This window comes from Streptomyces sp. SDT5-1, assembly GCF_052245995.1.
Taxonomy (GTDB): Bacteria; Actinomycetota; Actinomycetes; order Streptomycetales; family Streptomycetaceae; genus Streptomyces.
The window spans coordinates 4,741,663-4,756,898 of the sequence record NZ_CM125963.1; the positions used below are offsets into that span (position 1 = coordinate 4,741,663).

The window sequence follows — 15,236 nt, forward strand, 5'->3', positions numbered from 1 at the left end:
GCGAGCATTCGCGATACCGTCGACAAGTCAACAGCGCCACCCCGGAGGGGACTTCGTGGGGATCGAGAGTGATCAGATCGTCTTCGACTACCTGAGCAAGGTCGGAGACCTCGCCCAGTCGCGGCAACTGCCGTCCTCGACGCGGATGCGCCTCGTGGCCGACCTCCGCTCCGAGATCGACCGCCGCCGCGCGGCGGGCGGCGCCGACAGCCCGGCCGCCGTCCGCAGACTGATCGGCCGCATCGGCACACCCGACGAGATCGTCGCCGTCGCCAAGAACGGCGACGGCACCTACGACTTCGGCGCCGCGGGCGACGAACCCGAGGAGCCCAAGGGCACCCTCGGCCGCATCGTGCCCAAGTCCCGCGGCCCCCGCACCCCGCGTGCGCCCCGCCCGTCGAGGACACCCCGCATCCTCCGCAAGTCACAGCCCGACGAGGCCGCCGCCCCCGTCGACGAAGGCCCCGCCCCCGTCCACCTCGCCGGCACCGACGAACTCGGGACCGTCGAGACCGCCGACTGGTGGCGGACCTCGGGCGGCCCGCCCGGGACCGAGGTCGACGAGGTGCCCGGATTCGTCGGCGGCATCGAGATACCGGACATCCTCAAGCCGCCGGGCCAGGGCCCCGACCTGCGCAAACGCCCGGCCCCCGCCCCGCAGCCCGTCGTCGAGGAGGACGAGGACGACGACGAGGCCGAAGAGGAGGAGGCCGGCGCCGGGGAGTCGAAGGCCCGCCGTCGGCTGCTATTGCGCCGCGCCGCCGTCTCCCGCGCCTCCTTCGGCCGCTCGTTCACGCAGCCGTTCCTGCTGCTGGCCGCCGTCGCGCTCGTCGTCGGCGCCGTGCTCGGCAACATCCTGGTGCTGCTGATCGGCTGGGCCGCCGTCTATCTGTCCCGGCAGCTCTCGGTGGGGCAGAAGAAGTGGGCGGTGTTCGGCCTCCCGGGGCTCGCCGCGCTCAGCGGAATCGTCTGGCTGTGGGGCCGCGGCGACGGGCGCTGGGGCGATCCGATCGCCGACGGCCGCCTGAGCGGGGCCCTCGACGAGACCTGGCCGTGGGTGCTGCGCGCCGCGGCCTTCGCCTCCGCCCTCTACCTGGTCTGGCGGGCCCGCTCACCCCGCACATAGGCACGGGTCACGGGTGGGCCCTAGCGCCCCAGGTCCGACCTGACCTCGCCGAGGATCTGGCCTGCCGCCGTGTACCCCACGGCCCGCGCCCACAGCGCGTCGTCGACGGTGTAGACGCGGTTGTCCCGGACCGCCCGGATGCCGCGCCACTGACCGCTCGTCGTCGCCTCCGCGACCTTCGCGAGGCCCGGGTTCCCGTACGTGGAGGTGAACACGACGTCGGCGTCGGCCTCGCCGATCCGCTCGGGCCCGACCTCGTAACCGGCCGCCGCCCGCTTCGTCGCGGCGGGCCGGGCGAGGCCGACGTCGGCGAGGAGCGTGCCGGTGAAGGTCCGCTCGCCGGAGACCCGGATGTCGGACCCGGCGACGAACCGCAGGACGTTGACCTCGGTGCGGGCCGCCGCGCCCGCGCCGCCGACGGCCTTCGTGGTCTCGGCGACCTGCCTCCTGTACGTGGCCGCGAGGCGCTTCGCCGCCGCCCGCTCGCCGAGCGCGTCGGCGTGCACGCGCACGTTCCGCTTCCAGGCGCTCTCGGGGGAGCCGGTGAGGACCGTCGGGGCGAGCGCGCTGAGCTGCTTGTAGCGGCGGCCGTCGTGGGCCTTGTCGCCGAGGATCAGGTCGGGCTTCAGCGCGGCGATCTTCTTGAGGTCGGGCTCGTCCGCCGCCCCGACATCGGCGACACCACGCGTGCGCTCCGACGGCAGATACGCGGGCACGGCCTCGTCGTCCCCGGCCCGGGTGGCCCCGACCGGCTTCACACCGAGGCTGACCGCCGCGTCGAGAGCGGCGCCGCCGAGGACGACGACCCGCTCGGGCCGGTTCTTGACCTTCACGTTCCCCATGGCCGTACGGACCGTGTGGCTGCCGGAGGCCTTGGCCGCGGGTTTGTCCGCGTTCTTGTCGCCGTCGTCCGAGCTGCATGCGGAGAGCGTGAGCGCGAGGGCGAGCGCGGCACCGAGGGCGTGACGGGTGTGGTTCATGGGCGCCCATGGTGCACCTGAGGCGGCCTCCGGGGAAGCGTTCGCCGTCCACGTATCCGCTTCGGGGCGGCCGGTGGCGTACAGGCAGAATGAACCGCATGGCTCCCCACGCAGACCCCGCCCCCACCGGACCCGTCGTCGGCTTCGACCTCGACATGACGCTGATCGACTCGCGGCCCGGCATCCGCGCCACCTGGGTCGCGCTGGCCGAGCGCACGGGCCTGCGGATCGACCCGGACCTGATCGTCTCGCGGCTCGGCCCGCCGCTCACCGACGAGCTGGCGCACTGGTGCGAGCCCGCGGACATCCCGGCGATGGCCGACCTCTACCGTGAGATGTATCCCACATACGCCATCGAGCCGACGCTGCCCATGCCGGGCGTGCGCGAGACCATCGCGGCCGTGCACGCGGCGGGCGGCCGGGCCATCGTCGTCACCGCGAAGTACGAGCCGAACGCCAAGCTGCACCTGGCGCACCTCGGCATCGAAGCGGACGCCGTCATCGGCGACCTGTGGGCCGAGGGCAAGGGCCAGGCGCTGCGCGAGCACGGCGCGAGCGTCTACGTCGGCGACCATGTCGGCGACGTACGCGGGGCACGCACCGCCGACGCCCTGTCCGTGGCCGTCACGACGGGCCCGTGCGACGCGGCCGAGCTGCGGGGCGCGGGCGCCGACGTGGTGCTCGACGACCTGACCGCGTTCCCCGCGTGGCTCGAGGGCTACGTGGCGGAGGTGGCGGACCGCGCCTGACGGCGCTGCGCCGCGACGCCCCGGAGCACTCCGGCCGCGGCGATCAGGAACCCGACGCCCATCAGCATGCACACCGCGTACGCGACGGGCGGGAACGGGTCGGTGTGGAGGAAGAGCGGCGCCACCGTGACGAGGGTGGCGATCGCCCCCACGATGAAGACGATGCCGCCGGCCTTCACGAGGCCGTCGCCGGGGCCGGTCTCGGCCGCCGTGGAATGGGCTTGGGTTTTGTCGCGCACCCAGCCAGGGTAGTTCCCAGCGCAGAGAGACCAACGAGGGGCCGCACGGACCGGCGCGAACCCCCAGGCAGCATCTTGTCACCGGCCCCCAGACCAATAGTCTTGGTGACGGCGGGTCGGACCACGGCCCGCCGCCCTGCTATCCAGACCCTGTATCCCAGTGTTTTCTTCTAGTACGAGGACGAGGACTTCACGTGCCTACCGGCAAGGTCAAGTGGTTCAACAGCGAGAAGGGCTTCGGCTTCCTCTCCCGCGACGACGGCGGTGACGTCTTCGTGCATTCCTCCGTACTTCCCGCAGGCGTGGACGCCCTCAAGCCCGGCCAGCGCGTCGAGTTCGGGGTGGTCGCAGGGCAGCGCGGCGACCAGGCGCTCTCGGTCACGATCCTGGACCCGACGCCGTCGATCGCGGCGGCGCAGCGCCGCAAGCCGGACGAACTGGCGTCGATCGTCCAGGACCTGACGACACTGCTCGAGAACATCACGCCGATGCTGGAGCGCGGCCGCTACCCGGAGAAGGCCGCCGGCAAGAAGATCGCGGGCCTGCTGCGGGCGGTGGCGGACCAGCTGGACGTCTGAGCCGCCACCGGGGCCGCTACGGGAAGGCGAGCGCGTCCGGGGCGAGCGCCGGGACGAGACCCTCGGCCGCCGCCCTGGTCAGCAGCCCGCGGATCGCCGCGTAGCCGTCCTCGCCGAGGTCGGCCGTGAACTCGTTGACGTACAGGCCGATGTGCTGGTCGGCGACGGCCGGGTCCATCTCCTGCGCGTGCTCCATGACGTACGGGCGGCTGGCCTCGGGGTCGTCCCAGGCCATCCGCACCGACGTGCGCACGGCGTCCGCGTACGCGCGCAGCTTGTCGGCGCCGAGGTCGCGGCGGGCGATGATCGCGCCGAGGGGGATCGGCAGGCCCGTCGTGGCCTCCCAGTGCTCGCCCATGTCGGCGAGCTTGTGCAGGCCGTAGTTCTGGTACGTGAAGCGGGCCTCGTGGATGACGAGCCCGGCGTCGATCTTGCCGTCGCGCACGGCGGGCATGATCTCGTGGAACGGCATGACGACGATCTCGCCGACGCCGCCGCCCTTCACGGTGTCCGCCGCCCACAGCCGGAACAGCAGATACGCGGTGGAGGTCTCGCTCGGTACCGCGACCCGCTTGTCGGACAGGTCGACGTCCGCCTCACGCGTCAGGACCAGGGGGCCGCAGCCCCGGCCGAGCGCGCCGCCGCACGGCAGCAGCGCGTAGTCGTCGAGGACGTAGGGCAGCACCGCGTACGACACCTTGAGCAGCTCGTAGGCGTCCTCGCGGCGCTCGGCGACGCCGTTCGTGATGTCGATGTCGGCGAAGGTCACGTCGAGCGCGGGCGCGCCGGGGACGCGGCCGTGGGCCCAGGCGTCGAAGACGAAGGTGTCGTTCGGGCAGGGCGAGAACGCGATGCGTGCGGTGTCGGTCGTGGTGTCCGTCATGTGTTCTTCCAACTCTCCAGTACGGGCGCGGTCTTCCCGAAGGCGGAGGCCAGCGCGGCGAGCGCGTCACCGATGCGCCAGGCGTCGCGGTCGCGGGGGCCGACGGCGTTGGAGACGGTGCGTATCTCGGCGACCGGCACCCCGTGCGCGGCGGCCGCCTCCGCGACCCCGAAACCCTCCATCGCCTCGGCGACGGCGCCCGGGTGACGCTGCGCCAGCAGGGCCGCGCGGTCGGCGGTCCCGGTCACCGTGGACACGGTGAGGACGGCGCCGACGGTCGCGGACGCGGCGGCGGCCAGCTCCCTGACGAGAGACTCGGGCGGGGTGTGGGTGACGGTGCCGAAGCCCAGCTCGGTGACGGGCACGAAGCCCTCGGCGGTCTCGGCGCCCAGATCGGCGACGGTGATCGCGTCGGCGACCAGGACCGCGCCGGGCGCCGCCGTGAAGCCGCCACCGATGCCGGCCGAGACGACCAGCGTGTACGGGTCACCGGCGAGTTCGGCCCGGGTGAGCGCGGTCGCGGTGCCCGCGGCCGCGGCGGCGGGGCCGACACCCACGGCGACCACGTCGATCGCCGGGTGTCCCTGTACGCCCCGTGCCACCGCGTCCCGTTCGGCCGGGACGGCGGTGGCGATCAGTACGTGCGCGGTATTCGTCAGGAGTCCTTCTCGAGCTTGAACGACCACAGGCCGTACGCCTTGGAGTTGCCGCCCTCGAGGATCGTGACGGTCGTCGAGGAACCGGAGGCGCCGTACTGCTGGTTGAAGAAGACGCTGCCCGGAACGGTGCGGTAGGTCTTCTTGCTGGCGTCCGTGAGCGGCTGGCCGTTCATCAGGAGGGTCCAGCCGTTCTCCGCGATCTCCGGGTCGACACCGAAGCGGACCGTGGCGTCCGGGTCCACCTTGATGGACTTGGCGCTCTTGTCCTTCAGGCAGCCCTGGAGGGCGGTCGGCTTCAGGGCGTCGCCGTCGTTGTAGCAGCTGGCCTCGGAGTTCACCGTGCTGCGGTCCACCGTGACGGTGGCCAGCGGAGTCGGCTTGTCGCAGGCGGAGAGGACGAGCAGTCCGGCGCCGACGACACCGACGGCGGCGATGGCGCGGCGGTGGCGCTGGGCGAAACGCTGGGAGGTCATGGCGGAAGGCTATCTGGCCCCGCCGTTCCCGCTCCGGGTGGGGGAGCTGGTGTCGCGTTTGCGCCCTACGCCACTCGGGGGCGCCCCGCCGGCCCCGAGTGCCGCGCCGACGCGAGCAGCCCCCGCACCGTGGACAGCCAGCCCGCCGCCACGATCGTCGCCGCGACACACATCCCCAGCACCCCGTTCAGCGGCAGCGCGATCCCGATCGCCCCGCCCACCACCCACGCCATCTGCAACAACGTCTCCGAACGCGCGAACGCCGACGTGCGCACCGCCTCCGGGACGTCCCGTTGGATCGTCGCGTCGAGCGACAGCTTCGCCAGCGCCTGCGCGAACCCGGCGACCGCGCCGAGACACGCCGTCATGACCGCCCCGAAGAACACCGCCGACGTGATCGCCACGCCGAGCACCACCGCCACCACGGTGACGATGATGATCTCGGGGGCCCGCGCCTTCAGCCACGCGCCGACGGCCGTGCCCAGCGCGTTCCCCGCCCCCGCCGACACCCCGACCAGGCCGAGGGAGACCGCGGCGCTCTGCCCGGTCAGCGGATGCTCGCGCAGCAGGAACGCCAGATAGAAGATCAGGAAGCCGGACAGGGCGCGCAGCGTCGCGTTCGCGGCCAGCGCGTGCGTCACGGCGGGCCCGACCGTCCGCAGCCCCGGCTTGCGCCGCCGCTTCCCCGGACCGTGCAGATGCGCCTCGTCGGCCGCCAGCAGCGCCTTGGACTCGCCGCGCGCCGAGTCCACCTTGTGCGGCATCGCGTACGACAGGAAGATCCCGCACACGTAGAGCACGAACGCCCCGTACAGCGGCCAGCGCGGGCCGATCGCCTGGAGGCCCGCGCCGACCGGGGCCGCCGCCGCGGTCGCGAGCAGCCCGCCGAGCGTGACCCGCGAATTCGCCTTCACCAGGGAGAAGCGGGGTGGCAGGAGGCGCGGCACGACCGCCGAGCGCACCACGCCGTACGCCTTCGACGCGACGAGGACGCCGAGCGCCGCCGGATACAGCTGGAGCCCGCCGCCGGTCACGGCGCTCGCGAGGACCAGCGCGAGGAGCGCCCGCGCCAGCATCGACGCGGCCATCGCGGCGCGCCTGCCGTGCGGCACCCGGTCGAGCAGCGGCCCGATGACGGGGGCGAGCAGCGTGAAGGGCGCCATCGTGATCGCCAGGTACAGCGCGACGCGCCCGCGCGCCTCGTCCGTCGGCACGGAGAAGAACACCGTCGACGCCAGGGCGACCGTGATCATGACATCGCCCGCGCCGTTCAGGGCGTGCAGTTCGATCAGCCGGCCGAGCCCCGACTCGCCCGCGCCGTGCGCGTGGGTCGCTTTGCGGATACCGCGTGCGGTGCCGGTGAAAGGGAGGTGCAGGGCGCGGCCGATTCTGCGAACGGCCGTCGGCGAGTCCGACGCGCGCGACGACGAACCCGACGACGACTTGAACGACGACCTACCGGCAGCCACGCAGTCATGGTGCCCCTTGTTCGGCCGTACTAGTGCCGATATGGACACGCTGGTCGGGTTTCCGGCCAGCTGCGGCTCGTACGTCGGTGTGGGCGCAGGGCGTCGAAGGAGGTAGCGTGCGTAGCGCGCCCGGGCGGTTGTTCTCGGCCGCGCGCCTCTCGGCCATCCCGCAGAATGGATGGCGTAGGTGCGCCCGGTACGTCGGGCGCGGACGTCGACGCGGCCCCCAGGTCCGCTCCGTCCGCGTTCCCGCCACACAGGACGGCGCACTCGTGAGACGGCGTAGGAGAGAAGCGATACCTGTGAGCGCAGCGACAACGCGAAGCCGCACCCCGGACCGTCTGTGCGCCGAGGCGGTGGACATCGCCCGGGCCGCGGCCGAGGAGGCCGCCGCACCGGGGGTGGTCGGCGAGCACGTCGAGATGGTCGTCGAGGGCGACCGCGTCGTCACGCATCTCTTCGAGTGCAAGGAGTTCGGCTACCGGGGCTGGCGCTGGGCGGCGACCGTGGCCCGCGCGTCCCGCGCCCGCTACGTCACGCTCGACGAGGTCGTCCTCCTCCCCGGCCCCGACGCGCTCCTCGCGCCCGAGTGGGTGCCCTGGAGCGAGCGGCTGCGGCCCGGCGACCTCGGGCCCGGCGACCTGCTTCCCACCGAGTCCGACGACCTGCGCCTGGAGCCCGGCTTCACCGGCGAGGACGCGCCGCCGCCGAACTCGCCGGTCTCCGAGGACATGGCGGAGCTCGTCGAGGCGGAGGACGTGGAGGTCACCGAGGGGCCGGTGACGGCGCTGCCGGTCGCGCCCGCGCGCGGTTCCATCGCGTCCGTCGCCGAGGAACTCGGCATGCGGCGCGCACGGGTCCTCTCCCGCTACGGGCTGCATGTCGCGGCCGACCGCTGGGAGGACTCGTACGGGGCGAAGACGGCCATGGCGCAGGCGGCGCCGGCCACGTGCGCGTCCTGCGGGTTCCTCACGCCGATCGGCGGGTCGCTCGGGCAGGCGTTCGGGGTCTGCGCCAACGAGTTCTCGCCGGCGGACGGGCACGTGGTGTCCCTGTCGTACGGGTGCGGGGGCCACTCCGAGGCGGCCGTCATGCCCAAGGCGCCCAGGCCGGCGCCGCCGGTGATCGACGAGACGGTGGTCGACGCGTTTCCGCTCCGCGTGGCACCGGACACGGGTTCGGTCACCCCGACCACGCCCGACCCCGACTCGGACCTGGGCCACTCCTAGCCCCCGGCGGCGCGGGCCGTCCCCGTTGCCCGCCCATCTCCCACCCCTCCGGGGGCTCGGCCCCCGTGGGTCCGGGGCGTGCGCCGGGCCGACGCTCGCCGTTTCCGCGGGCCGCGGCTCGGCCCCACACCAGAGTTCCCGGCGCCGTCCCTCCCTGCCTGCGCCGGCGCTCGCCGCACGCCGACTCGCCCCCTCCGGCAGCTTGGGGCGCCCGGCCTCTCATCAGGGTTACGCGGAGCCGCGTTTCCCGGCCGCGCCGGGGCAGCGCTTGCGGGTTTCGTAGCGCGGCACCGCTGACGCCGCCCTGGCCTGACGTCACGGTTGCGCGGCGCCGTGCTTCCTGTGCCGGGTCGGCGCTCGCCGTTTCCGTGGGGCGCGGCGTGGAAGACCGCGCTCGGTCCCACACCACGGTTGCGCGGCGTCGTACCTCCCGGGCTCCGTCGGGGCGCCATCCGCCCCTTCCGGCAGCTTGGGCTGTGCGGGGGCGGCCACGGGGTGGAGCGGAGCCCCGCAGCGGTGCGGGCGACCGAAACCACTGCGGTGCCCCGTAGGGCTGACGCCTCTGGAGGGGCTTGGGCGGCGGAGTCGATGGGACGGGCCAGGGGCAGGGCAACGGGTCGGCAGATCGAGCCCCTGCGGCGATTGAGCAGCGGGGGCCGGGGCGGCGCCCCGAGGCGTAGGGGTGAGGTGACCGGTGGGGGCGGAGGGCTGATGCGACCCGTGGCGCCCCCGGAGGGGTGGCGCATGCTGGGGGTTGGAGGGGGAACCCTGCGCGATACGGTTCGGCCGATCACGATCACGCCGCCCAGAGGAGTCACCCGTGAGCGTCAGCAGAATCGCGCGCCCCGCGCCGGAGGGCGTCGACCCGTTCGGCACCGCGCGGCTGCGCCACGCCGTGCTCGACGCGTGGACCGGCAGCGCCGCCCGTTTCCGCGAGGACGCGAACGCCGAGGAGGACCTGGCGCTCGGCGGCTACCGCGACCGCCTCGTCGTCGAACTCGCCCAGAACGCCGCCGACGCCGCCGCCCGCGCCGGCGTCGAGGGCCGCCTCGCCCTCACCCTGAAGGACGGCGTCCTCGCCGCCGCGAACACCGGCGCCCCCCTGGACGCGGCCGGCGTCGAGTCGCTGTCCACGTTGCGCGCCTCCGCGAAGCGGGAGGACACGAACGGCGCGGTGGGCCGTTTCGGTGTCGGTTTCGCCGCCGTGCTGGCCGTCTCCGACGAGCCCGCGGTGGTGGGCCGGAGCGGCGGCGTGCGCTGGTCGTTGACGGACGCGCGGCTCGCGGCGTCGGACGCGGCGTTGCGCAGTCCCGACCTGGGGGACGAGCTGCGGCGCAGGGACGGGCACGTGCCGTTGCTGCGGCTGCCGTTCGCGGCGGAGGGCACCGCCCCCGACCCGTACGACACGGTGGTGATCCTGCCGTTGCGGGACGCCGCGGCGGAGGCGCTGGCCGCCCGTTTGCTGGACGGGGTGGACGACACGCTGCTGCTGGCCCTGCCGGGCCTTGCGGAGGTCGTGATCACGTCGGATGCCGGTACGCGGACGTTGCGCCGTACGGATGAAGCGCCCTACGTCGTCATCACGGACACAGGCGTGACGCCCCAGGGCTCCGCCCCGGAGTCCGCCCGGGAAACCCGTTACCGCTCCCTCACCCGCACCGGCCCCCTCGCCCCCGCCCTCCTCGCCGACCGCCCCGTGGAGGAGCGTTTGCGGCCGCAGTGGGCCGTGACCTGGGCCGTTCCCGTGGACGGGGACGGGGCGCCGGAGCGGCCGCGGAGCGCGGCCGTGCTGTACGCGCCCACGCCGAGCGACGAGGCCCTGGGTGTGCCCGCGCTGCTCATCGCCACGTATCCCCTGGACACCGCCCGGCGGCACGTCGCCCCCGGCCCGCTCAGCGACTTCCTCACCGAGCGCGCCGCCGACGCGTACGCCGAACTGCTCGCCGACTGGCAGCCCGTCGGCACCGGCATCCTCGACCTCGTACCGGGCCCGCTCGGCAAGAGCGAGCTGGACGGCGCCCTGCGCGCCGCCGTCCTGGAGCGGCTGCCGCGCACCGCGTTCCTGCCTCCCGCGCTCGCTCCGGGCGACGAGGACGACGACCGGCCCACCGTGCTCAAGCCCCGCGACGCGGAGGTCGTCGAGGGCGCGGGCGCCGACACCGTACGGGTCCTCGCGGACGTGCTGCCGAGCCTGCTCCCGGCGGGCCTGGAGCGCCGCGTGGAGCTGCGCACCCTCGGCGTCGCCCGCGTCCCGCTGACCGAGGCGATCGACCGCCTCGCCGGACTGGAGAAGGAGCCCGGCTGGTGGCGGCGGCTCTACGAGTCGCTGGCCGGCGTCGACCCGGACCGGCTCAGCGGCCTTCCGGTGCCGCTCGCGGGCGGCCGCACCACCATCGGCCCCCGCCAGGTCCTCCTGCCCACCACCGAGGCCTCCACCGTGCCCGGTGAGGCGCTCGCCCGCCTCGGCCTGAAGGTCGCGCACACCGACGCCGCCCACCCGCTCCTGGAGAAGCTGGGCGCCCTGCCCGCGACCCCGCGCGCCGTCCTGCGCACCCCGCAGGTGCGCGCCGCGGTCGCCGCGTCCCTCGACGACGAGGCCGCCGCCTGGGACGACGAGAACACCCTGGACGCCGACGAACTCGCCGACGTCGTCCTCACGCTGGTGCGCGACGCCCACCTCGACGTCGGCGACGAACCCTGGCTCGGCGCCCTCGCCCTCCCCGACGACGAGGGCGAACTCGCCCCGGCCGCCGAGCTGGTGCTGCCCGACAGCCCGATCGCCGGCGTCCTGCGCGAGGGCGAACTCCCGTACGTCGACGGCGACCTGGCCGAACGCTGGGGCGCCGAACCGCTCGCCGCCTGCGGCGTCCTCGCCACCTTCGCCCTCGTCCGCGCCACCGACGTCGTCCTGGACCCCGACGAACTCGACCCGCGCGACAGCGACTTCCCCGAGCCGGACGACGCGGGGCTCCTCGACGCCGTCGACGTCTGGTGCGAGGACGTCCTCGACCAGCTGCCCGACACGCCCGTACCGCCGGTCGCCACCGAGCTGATCGCCGTACGGGACCTGGATCTCGTCGACGAGGACCGCTGGCCGCAGGCGCTCGCGCTGCTGTCGCGGCCGCCGCTGCGCGACGCGCTGACCCAGCCGGTGCGCGTCCTGCTGCCCGACGGCACGCACGAACTCGTCCGCCCGTACACGGCCTGGTGGCTGCGCGGGAACCCGGTCCTCGAAGGACGCCGTCCCGCGGGTCTGCGGGCCGAGGGCGGCGACCCGCTGCTCGCGGGCCTCTACGAGCCCGCCGACGCGGCCGGTTTCGACGACGAGCAGGTGCTGCGCGCCCTCGGCGTCCGCACGTCCGTCGCCGCGCTCCTCGACGAGCCGGGCGGCGCCGCCGAACTCCTCGACCGCCTCGCCGACCCCGACCGCCCGGTCGGAGCGGCACAACTGCACGCCCTCTACGGCGCGTTGGCCGACCTCGACCCGGAACAGGTCACGCTGCCCGACGAACTGCGGGCCGTGCGGGACGGCGAGGTCGTGGTCGTCGACGCACGGGACGCGCTCGTCGCCGACGCCCCCGACCTGATCCCGCTCACCGAGGGCCGCGCCCTCCTCCCGGTCGCCCCGGCGAAGGCGGCGCACCTCGCGGAGCTGTTCCAGGTGCGGCGGCTGAGCGAGGCCGTGGGCGGCGGCGCCATCGAGGGCGGCGAGGAGCACGAGGTGCCGGAATCCGTGCGCGTCCTGCTCGGCTCCGCGACCCCGGCGTCGTACGTCGAGCACGAGGAGCTGTACGTCTCCGGCGTGGAGGTCGACTGGCGGCGCACCCCCGACGGGGTCGTGCACGCGGCGACGCTGGAGGGCGTCGCGGCGGGTCTCGCCTGGGCGGCGGGCCAGTGGCCGCGCCGGTTCGAGGTCGCGGCGCTGCTGGAGGACCCGTCCCGTACGGGGGAGTTGGCCCGCGACAGGTGGTTCGACTGACCGGGGCCCCGCGGGGGCTTCAGGCGGGGAACCTGCGGCCCACCCACCGCCACAGGAACTCCAGCGCCACCGCGGCGATCGCCGAAACCCCCACCGCGGTCCACGGCATCACCGCCCCCACCAGCCGCAGCGCGAAGAAGTCCTGCAACCACGGCACGACGAGGACCAGGAGGAATCCGACTCCCATCGCCGCCACGAGTCCCACGCGCCACCACGTGTAGGGCCGGGCGATGATCGCCAGTACCCACATCGAGATGAGGAACAGCGTCAGCGTCGCCGTACTGGTCTCCGCGGAGAGCGCGCCCGTTCCCGCGTAGTAGTGCCGCGCGATCAGATACGTCACGAACGTGGCGACACCGGCGACCGCGCCGCCCGGGATCGCGTACCGCATGACCCGCCGGACGAAGTGCGGCCTGGCCCGCTCCTTGTTGGGCGCGAGGGCGAGGAAGAACGCGGGGACGCCGATCGTCAGCGTCGACAGCAGCGTCAGGTGGCGGGGCAGGAACGGGTACTCGACCTGGAAGCAGACCACCAGGAGCGCGAGCAGCACCGAGTAGACGGTCTTCACCAGGAACAGCGTCGCCACCCGAGTGATGTTGCCGATGACCCGGCGGCCCTCGGCGACCACCGACGGAAGCGTCGCGAACGAGTTGTTCAGGAGCACGATCTGGGCGACCGCGCGGGTGGCCTCGGAGCCCGAACCCATCGAGACCCCGATGTCGGCGTCCTTGAGCGCGAGGACGTCGTTGACGCCGTCGCCGGTCATGGCGACGGTGTGGCCGTGCGACTGGAGCGCGCCGACCATGTCCCGTTTCTGCTGCGGCGTGACCCGCCCGAACACGGTGCCGTCGTCGAGCGCGTCGGCCAGCTCCTCGGGGTCCTCGGGCAGCTCGCGGGCGTCGACGGTCCGCCCTTCGAGGCCGAGCTTCGCGGCGACGGCGCCGACCGACACCGCGTTGTCCCCGGAGATGACCTTGGCGCGTACGTCCTGCTCGGCGAAGTAGCGGAGGGTGTCGCCCGCGTCGGGGCGCAGGCGCTGCTCCAGGACGACGAGGGCGGTCGGCTCGGCGCTGTCCACGACGCCGGCGCCCTCGAGCCCTTGAGGCGCGCGGGCGAGCAGCAGGACCCGTAGCCCCTTCAGGTTCAGCTCCTCGGTGTCGGCGAGGGCCGGGTGTCCCGCGGGCAGCAGCACGTCGGGGGCGCCGAGCAGCCAGGCGTTCTCCGTCCCGTTGCCCTCGCTGAACGCGGCGCCGCTGTACTTGCGGGCGGAGGAGAACGGCAGGGCCTCGGTGCAGCGCCAGTCCTCGCTGTCGGGGTAGGCGTCGATGATCGCCTGGAGGGAGGCGTTGGGCCGCGGGTCGGACTCGCCGAGCGCGCCGAGGACCTTGCGCACGTACGCCTCGTCGGCGGAGGCGCCTGCCCCGGTGCCGTCGGCCTCGTCGGTGCCGAGCAGCCGCAGTTCGCTGACGTCCATGCCGCCCTCGGTGAGCGTGCCCGTCTTGTCGAGGCAGACCGTGTCGACGCGGGCCAGGCCCTCGATGGCGGGCAGCTCCTGCACCAGGCACTGCTTGCGGCCCAGCCGGATCACGCCGATCGCGAAGGCGACGGAGGTCAGCAGCACGAGGCCCTCGGGGACCATCGGCACGATGCCGCCGACGGTGCGCGCGATGGAGTCCTTGAGGTCGTTGTCCTTGACGACGAGCTGGCTGATGATCAGGCCGATCGCGGTCGGGATCATCATCCACTGGACGTACTTGAGGATCTGCGAGATGCCGCTGCGCAGCTCCGAGTGGACGAGCGTGAAGCGGCTGGCCTCCTCGGCGAGCTGCGCCGCGTACGCCTCGCGGCCGACCTTCGTCGCGGTGAACGCGCCGCCGCCAGCGACCACGAACGAGCCCGACATGACCGCGTCGCCGGGCTGTTTGACGACCGGGTCGGCCTCGCCGGTGAGCAGCGACTCGTCGATCTCCAGGCCGTCGGCCTCCGCGCAGGTCCCGTCCACGACGATCTTGTCGCCTGGGCCGATCTCGATGAGGTCGCCCAGCACGATCTCGGAGGTGGGGACCGCGACGCCGACGCCGTCGCGGCGGACCGTGGGCCGGGACTCGCCGATCACCGCGAGCGAGTCGAGGGTCTGCTTCGCCCGCCACTCCTGGATGATGCCGATCCCGGTGTTGGCCAGGATCACGAAGCCGAAGAGGCTGTCCTGGATGGGCGCGACGCAGAGCATGATCACCCAGAGCACGCCGATGATCGCGTTGAACCGGGTGAAGACGTTCGCCCTGACGATGTCCGCGACCGAGCGCGAGCTGCGCACCGGTACGTCGTTCACCTCGCCGCGCGCGACCCGCTCGGCGACCTCGGCCCGGGTGAGGCCCGTCGCCCGCGAGGGCACCGGCATCGGGTGGACCGGGTCGAGTTCGGCTCCCGCGTCGATGTCCGTCATGAAAACGACGGTACGGGCGATTTCGGGGGTTTACCCCTCGGGTCGGGAATCCTCACGGTCGGTGACCGCCGCGGCCGCCGCCCGCTTGAGCGCGGCGTCGCGCCCCCGCACGTACCAGATGCCGAGGAGGCCGAGGCCGCCGCCGGCCAGGCAGGTCCACACCCACCAGGTGGAGCCGCGGTCCTCGAACCAGCCGTAGAACGGCAGCTGGACGAGGAAGAGGACGAACCAGAGGATCGTGCCACCCGTGATGGTGGCGACCACGGGCCCCTCAAGGGGTTCGGGTGCCTCGTGCTTCGGGATCCACTTCGCCATGTGCACAGCTTACGAGGGCCCTCCGACAAACCCGCACAAGCCCCCAGCCGCAAGGGTCTACGCGCGGAGATAGCAAATTCGGCCTCATATGTTCATACTGAAACAGCCTGA

13 protein-coding genes are annotated in these 15,236 nt (G+C 73.7%); 5 read left to right on the top strand and 8 right to left on the bottom strand.

The window, feature by feature from the left end; translation table 11 throughout:
- Window positions 1–55: 55 nt before the first annotated feature.
- Window positions 56–1,126, top strand: a complete 1,071-nt coding sequence (locus tag ACTWJ8_RS21905; protein ID WP_356375488.1) for an HAAS signaling domain-containing protein — start codon at window positions 56–58, stop codon at window positions 1,124–1,126.
- Between the two features lie 20 nt (window positions 1,127–1,146).
- Here ACTWJ8_RS21905 and ACTWJ8_RS21910 read toward each other — a convergent pair whose 3' ends face one another.
- Window positions 1,147–2,106: an ABC transporter substrate-binding protein gene (locus tag ACTWJ8_RS21910; RefSeq protein WP_443260072.1), complete on the bottom strand. Its 960-nt coding sequence runs from the start codon at window positions 2,104–2,106 to the stop codon at window positions 1,147–1,149.
- Between the two features lie 98 nt (window positions 2,107–2,204).
- Here ACTWJ8_RS21910 and ACTWJ8_RS21915 point away from each other — a divergent pair, with 98 nt between their 5' ends.
- Window positions 2,205–2,855, top strand: coding sequence for an HAD family hydrolase (locus tag ACTWJ8_RS21915; protein ID WP_356375484.1), 651 nt, complete (start codon window positions 2,205–2,207; stop codon window positions 2,853–2,855).
- On the opposite strand, the gene ACTWJ8_RS21920 is transcribed toward ACTWJ8_RS21915, so the two are convergent.
- A complete protein-coding gene (locus tag ACTWJ8_RS21920) occupies window positions 2,825–3,094 on the bottom strand; it encodes a hypothetical protein (RefSeq protein WP_356375482.1) in 270 nt (89 codons plus the stop codon). The genes ACTWJ8_RS21915 and ACTWJ8_RS21920 overlap by 31 nt on opposite strands.
- 194 nt (window positions 3,095–3,288) lie before the next feature.
- Here ACTWJ8_RS21920 and ACTWJ8_RS21925 point away from each other — a divergent pair, with 194 nt between their 5' ends.
- Window positions 3,289–3,672 (top strand): cold-shock protein, encoded by a 384-nt coding sequence (locus ACTWJ8_RS21925; RefSeq protein ID WP_306322900.1) that lies wholly within the window; start codon window positions 3,289–3,291, stop codon window positions 3,670–3,672.
- 16 nt (window positions 3,673–3,688) lie between these two features.
- Here ACTWJ8_RS21925 and ACTWJ8_RS21930 read toward each other — a convergent pair whose 3' ends face one another.
- The 4 genes from ACTWJ8_RS21930 to ACTWJ8_RS21945 form a co-directional block, all read right to left on the bottom strand.
- Window positions 3,689–4,555, bottom strand: coding sequence for a 1,4-dihydroxy-6-naphthoate synthase (locus tag ACTWJ8_RS21930; RefSeq protein WP_356375480.1), 867 nt, complete (start codon window positions 4,553–4,555; stop codon window positions 3,689–3,691).
- The gene (locus ACTWJ8_RS21935) at window positions 4,552–5,241 is read right to left on the bottom strand and encodes a futalosine hydrolase (RefSeq protein WP_356375478.1); all 690 of its coding nucleotides are present in this window, start codon (window positions 5,239–5,241) and stop codon (window positions 4,552–4,554) included. Before ACTWJ8_RS21935 ends, ACTWJ8_RS21930 begins: the two co-directional genes overlap by 4 nt.
- Entirely contained in the window at window positions 5,211–5,687 is a 477-nt protein-coding gene (locus ACTWJ8_RS21940) for a DUF2771 domain-containing protein (RefSeq protein WP_356375475.1), read from the bottom strand. The genes ACTWJ8_RS21935 and ACTWJ8_RS21940 overlap by 31 nt, the downstream gene beginning before the upstream one ends.
- A 65-nt stretch (window positions 5,688–5,752) precedes the next feature.
- A complete protein-coding gene (locus tag ACTWJ8_RS21945; protein WP_443264963.1) occupies window positions 5,753–7,075 on the bottom strand; it encodes an MFS transporter in 1,323 nt (440 codons plus the stop codon).
- Window positions 7,076–7,458: 383 nt separating this feature from the next.
- On the opposite strand from ACTWJ8_RS21945, the gene ACTWJ8_RS21950 reads away from it, so the two are divergent.
- Window positions 7,459–8,385: a DUF3027 domain-containing protein gene (locus ACTWJ8_RS21950; protein WP_443260073.1), complete on the top strand. Its 927-nt coding sequence runs from the start codon at window positions 7,459–7,461 to the stop codon at window positions 8,383–8,385.
- Window positions 8,386–9,205: 820 nt separating this feature from the next.
- Entirely contained in the window at window positions 9,206–12,364 is a 3,159-nt protein-coding gene (locus ACTWJ8_RS21955; RefSeq protein WP_443260074.1) for a sacsin N-terminal ATP-binding-like domain-containing protein, read from the top strand.
- Window positions 12,365–12,383: 19 nt separating this feature from the next.
- Here the strand turns inward: ACTWJ8_RS21955 and ACTWJ8_RS21960 are convergent, their stop codons facing one another.
- Window positions 12,384–14,810 carry a cation-translocating P-type ATPase gene (locus ACTWJ8_RS21960; protein ID WP_443260075.1) on the bottom strand — a complete coding sequence of 809 codons (2,427 nt, stop codon included), beginning with the start codon at window positions 14,808–14,810 and terminating at the stop codon, window positions 12,384–12,386.
- Between the two features lie 30 nt (window positions 14,811–14,840).
- Window positions 14,841–15,125: a DUF2530 domain-containing protein gene (locus ACTWJ8_RS21965; protein WP_356375463.1), complete on the bottom strand. Its 285-nt coding sequence runs from the start codon at window positions 15,123–15,125 to the stop codon at window positions 14,841–14,843.
- Window positions 15,126–15,236 lie beyond the last annotated feature (111 nt).

Excerpts from the sequence above, each read along its gene's own strand:
- ACTWJ8_RS21940 (WP_356375475.1), bottom strand. The coding sequence starts at position 5,687 with ATGACCTCCCAGCGTTTCGCCCAGCGCCACCGCCGCGCCATCGCCGCC.
- ACTWJ8_RS21910 (WP_443260072.1), bottom strand. The coding sequence starts at position 2,106 with ATGAACCACACCCGTCACGCCCTCGGTGCCGCGCTCGCCCTCGCGCTC.
- ACTWJ8_RS21915 (WP_356375484.1), top strand. The coding sequence starts at position 2,205 with ATGGCTCCCCACGCAGACCCCGCCCCCACCGGACCCGTCGTCGGCTTC.
- ACTWJ8_RS21965 (WP_356375463.1), bottom strand. The coding sequence starts at position 15,125 with ATGGCGAAGTGGATCCCGAAGCACGAGGCACCCGAACCCCTTGAGGGG.
- ACTWJ8_RS21960 (WP_443260075.1), bottom strand. The coding sequence starts at position 14,810 with ATGACGGACATCGACGCGGGAGCCGAACTCGACCCGGTCCACCCGATG.
- ACTWJ8_RS21930 (WP_356375480.1), bottom strand. The coding sequence starts at position 4,555 with ATGACGGACACCACGACCGACACCGCACGCATCGCGTTCTCGCCCTGC.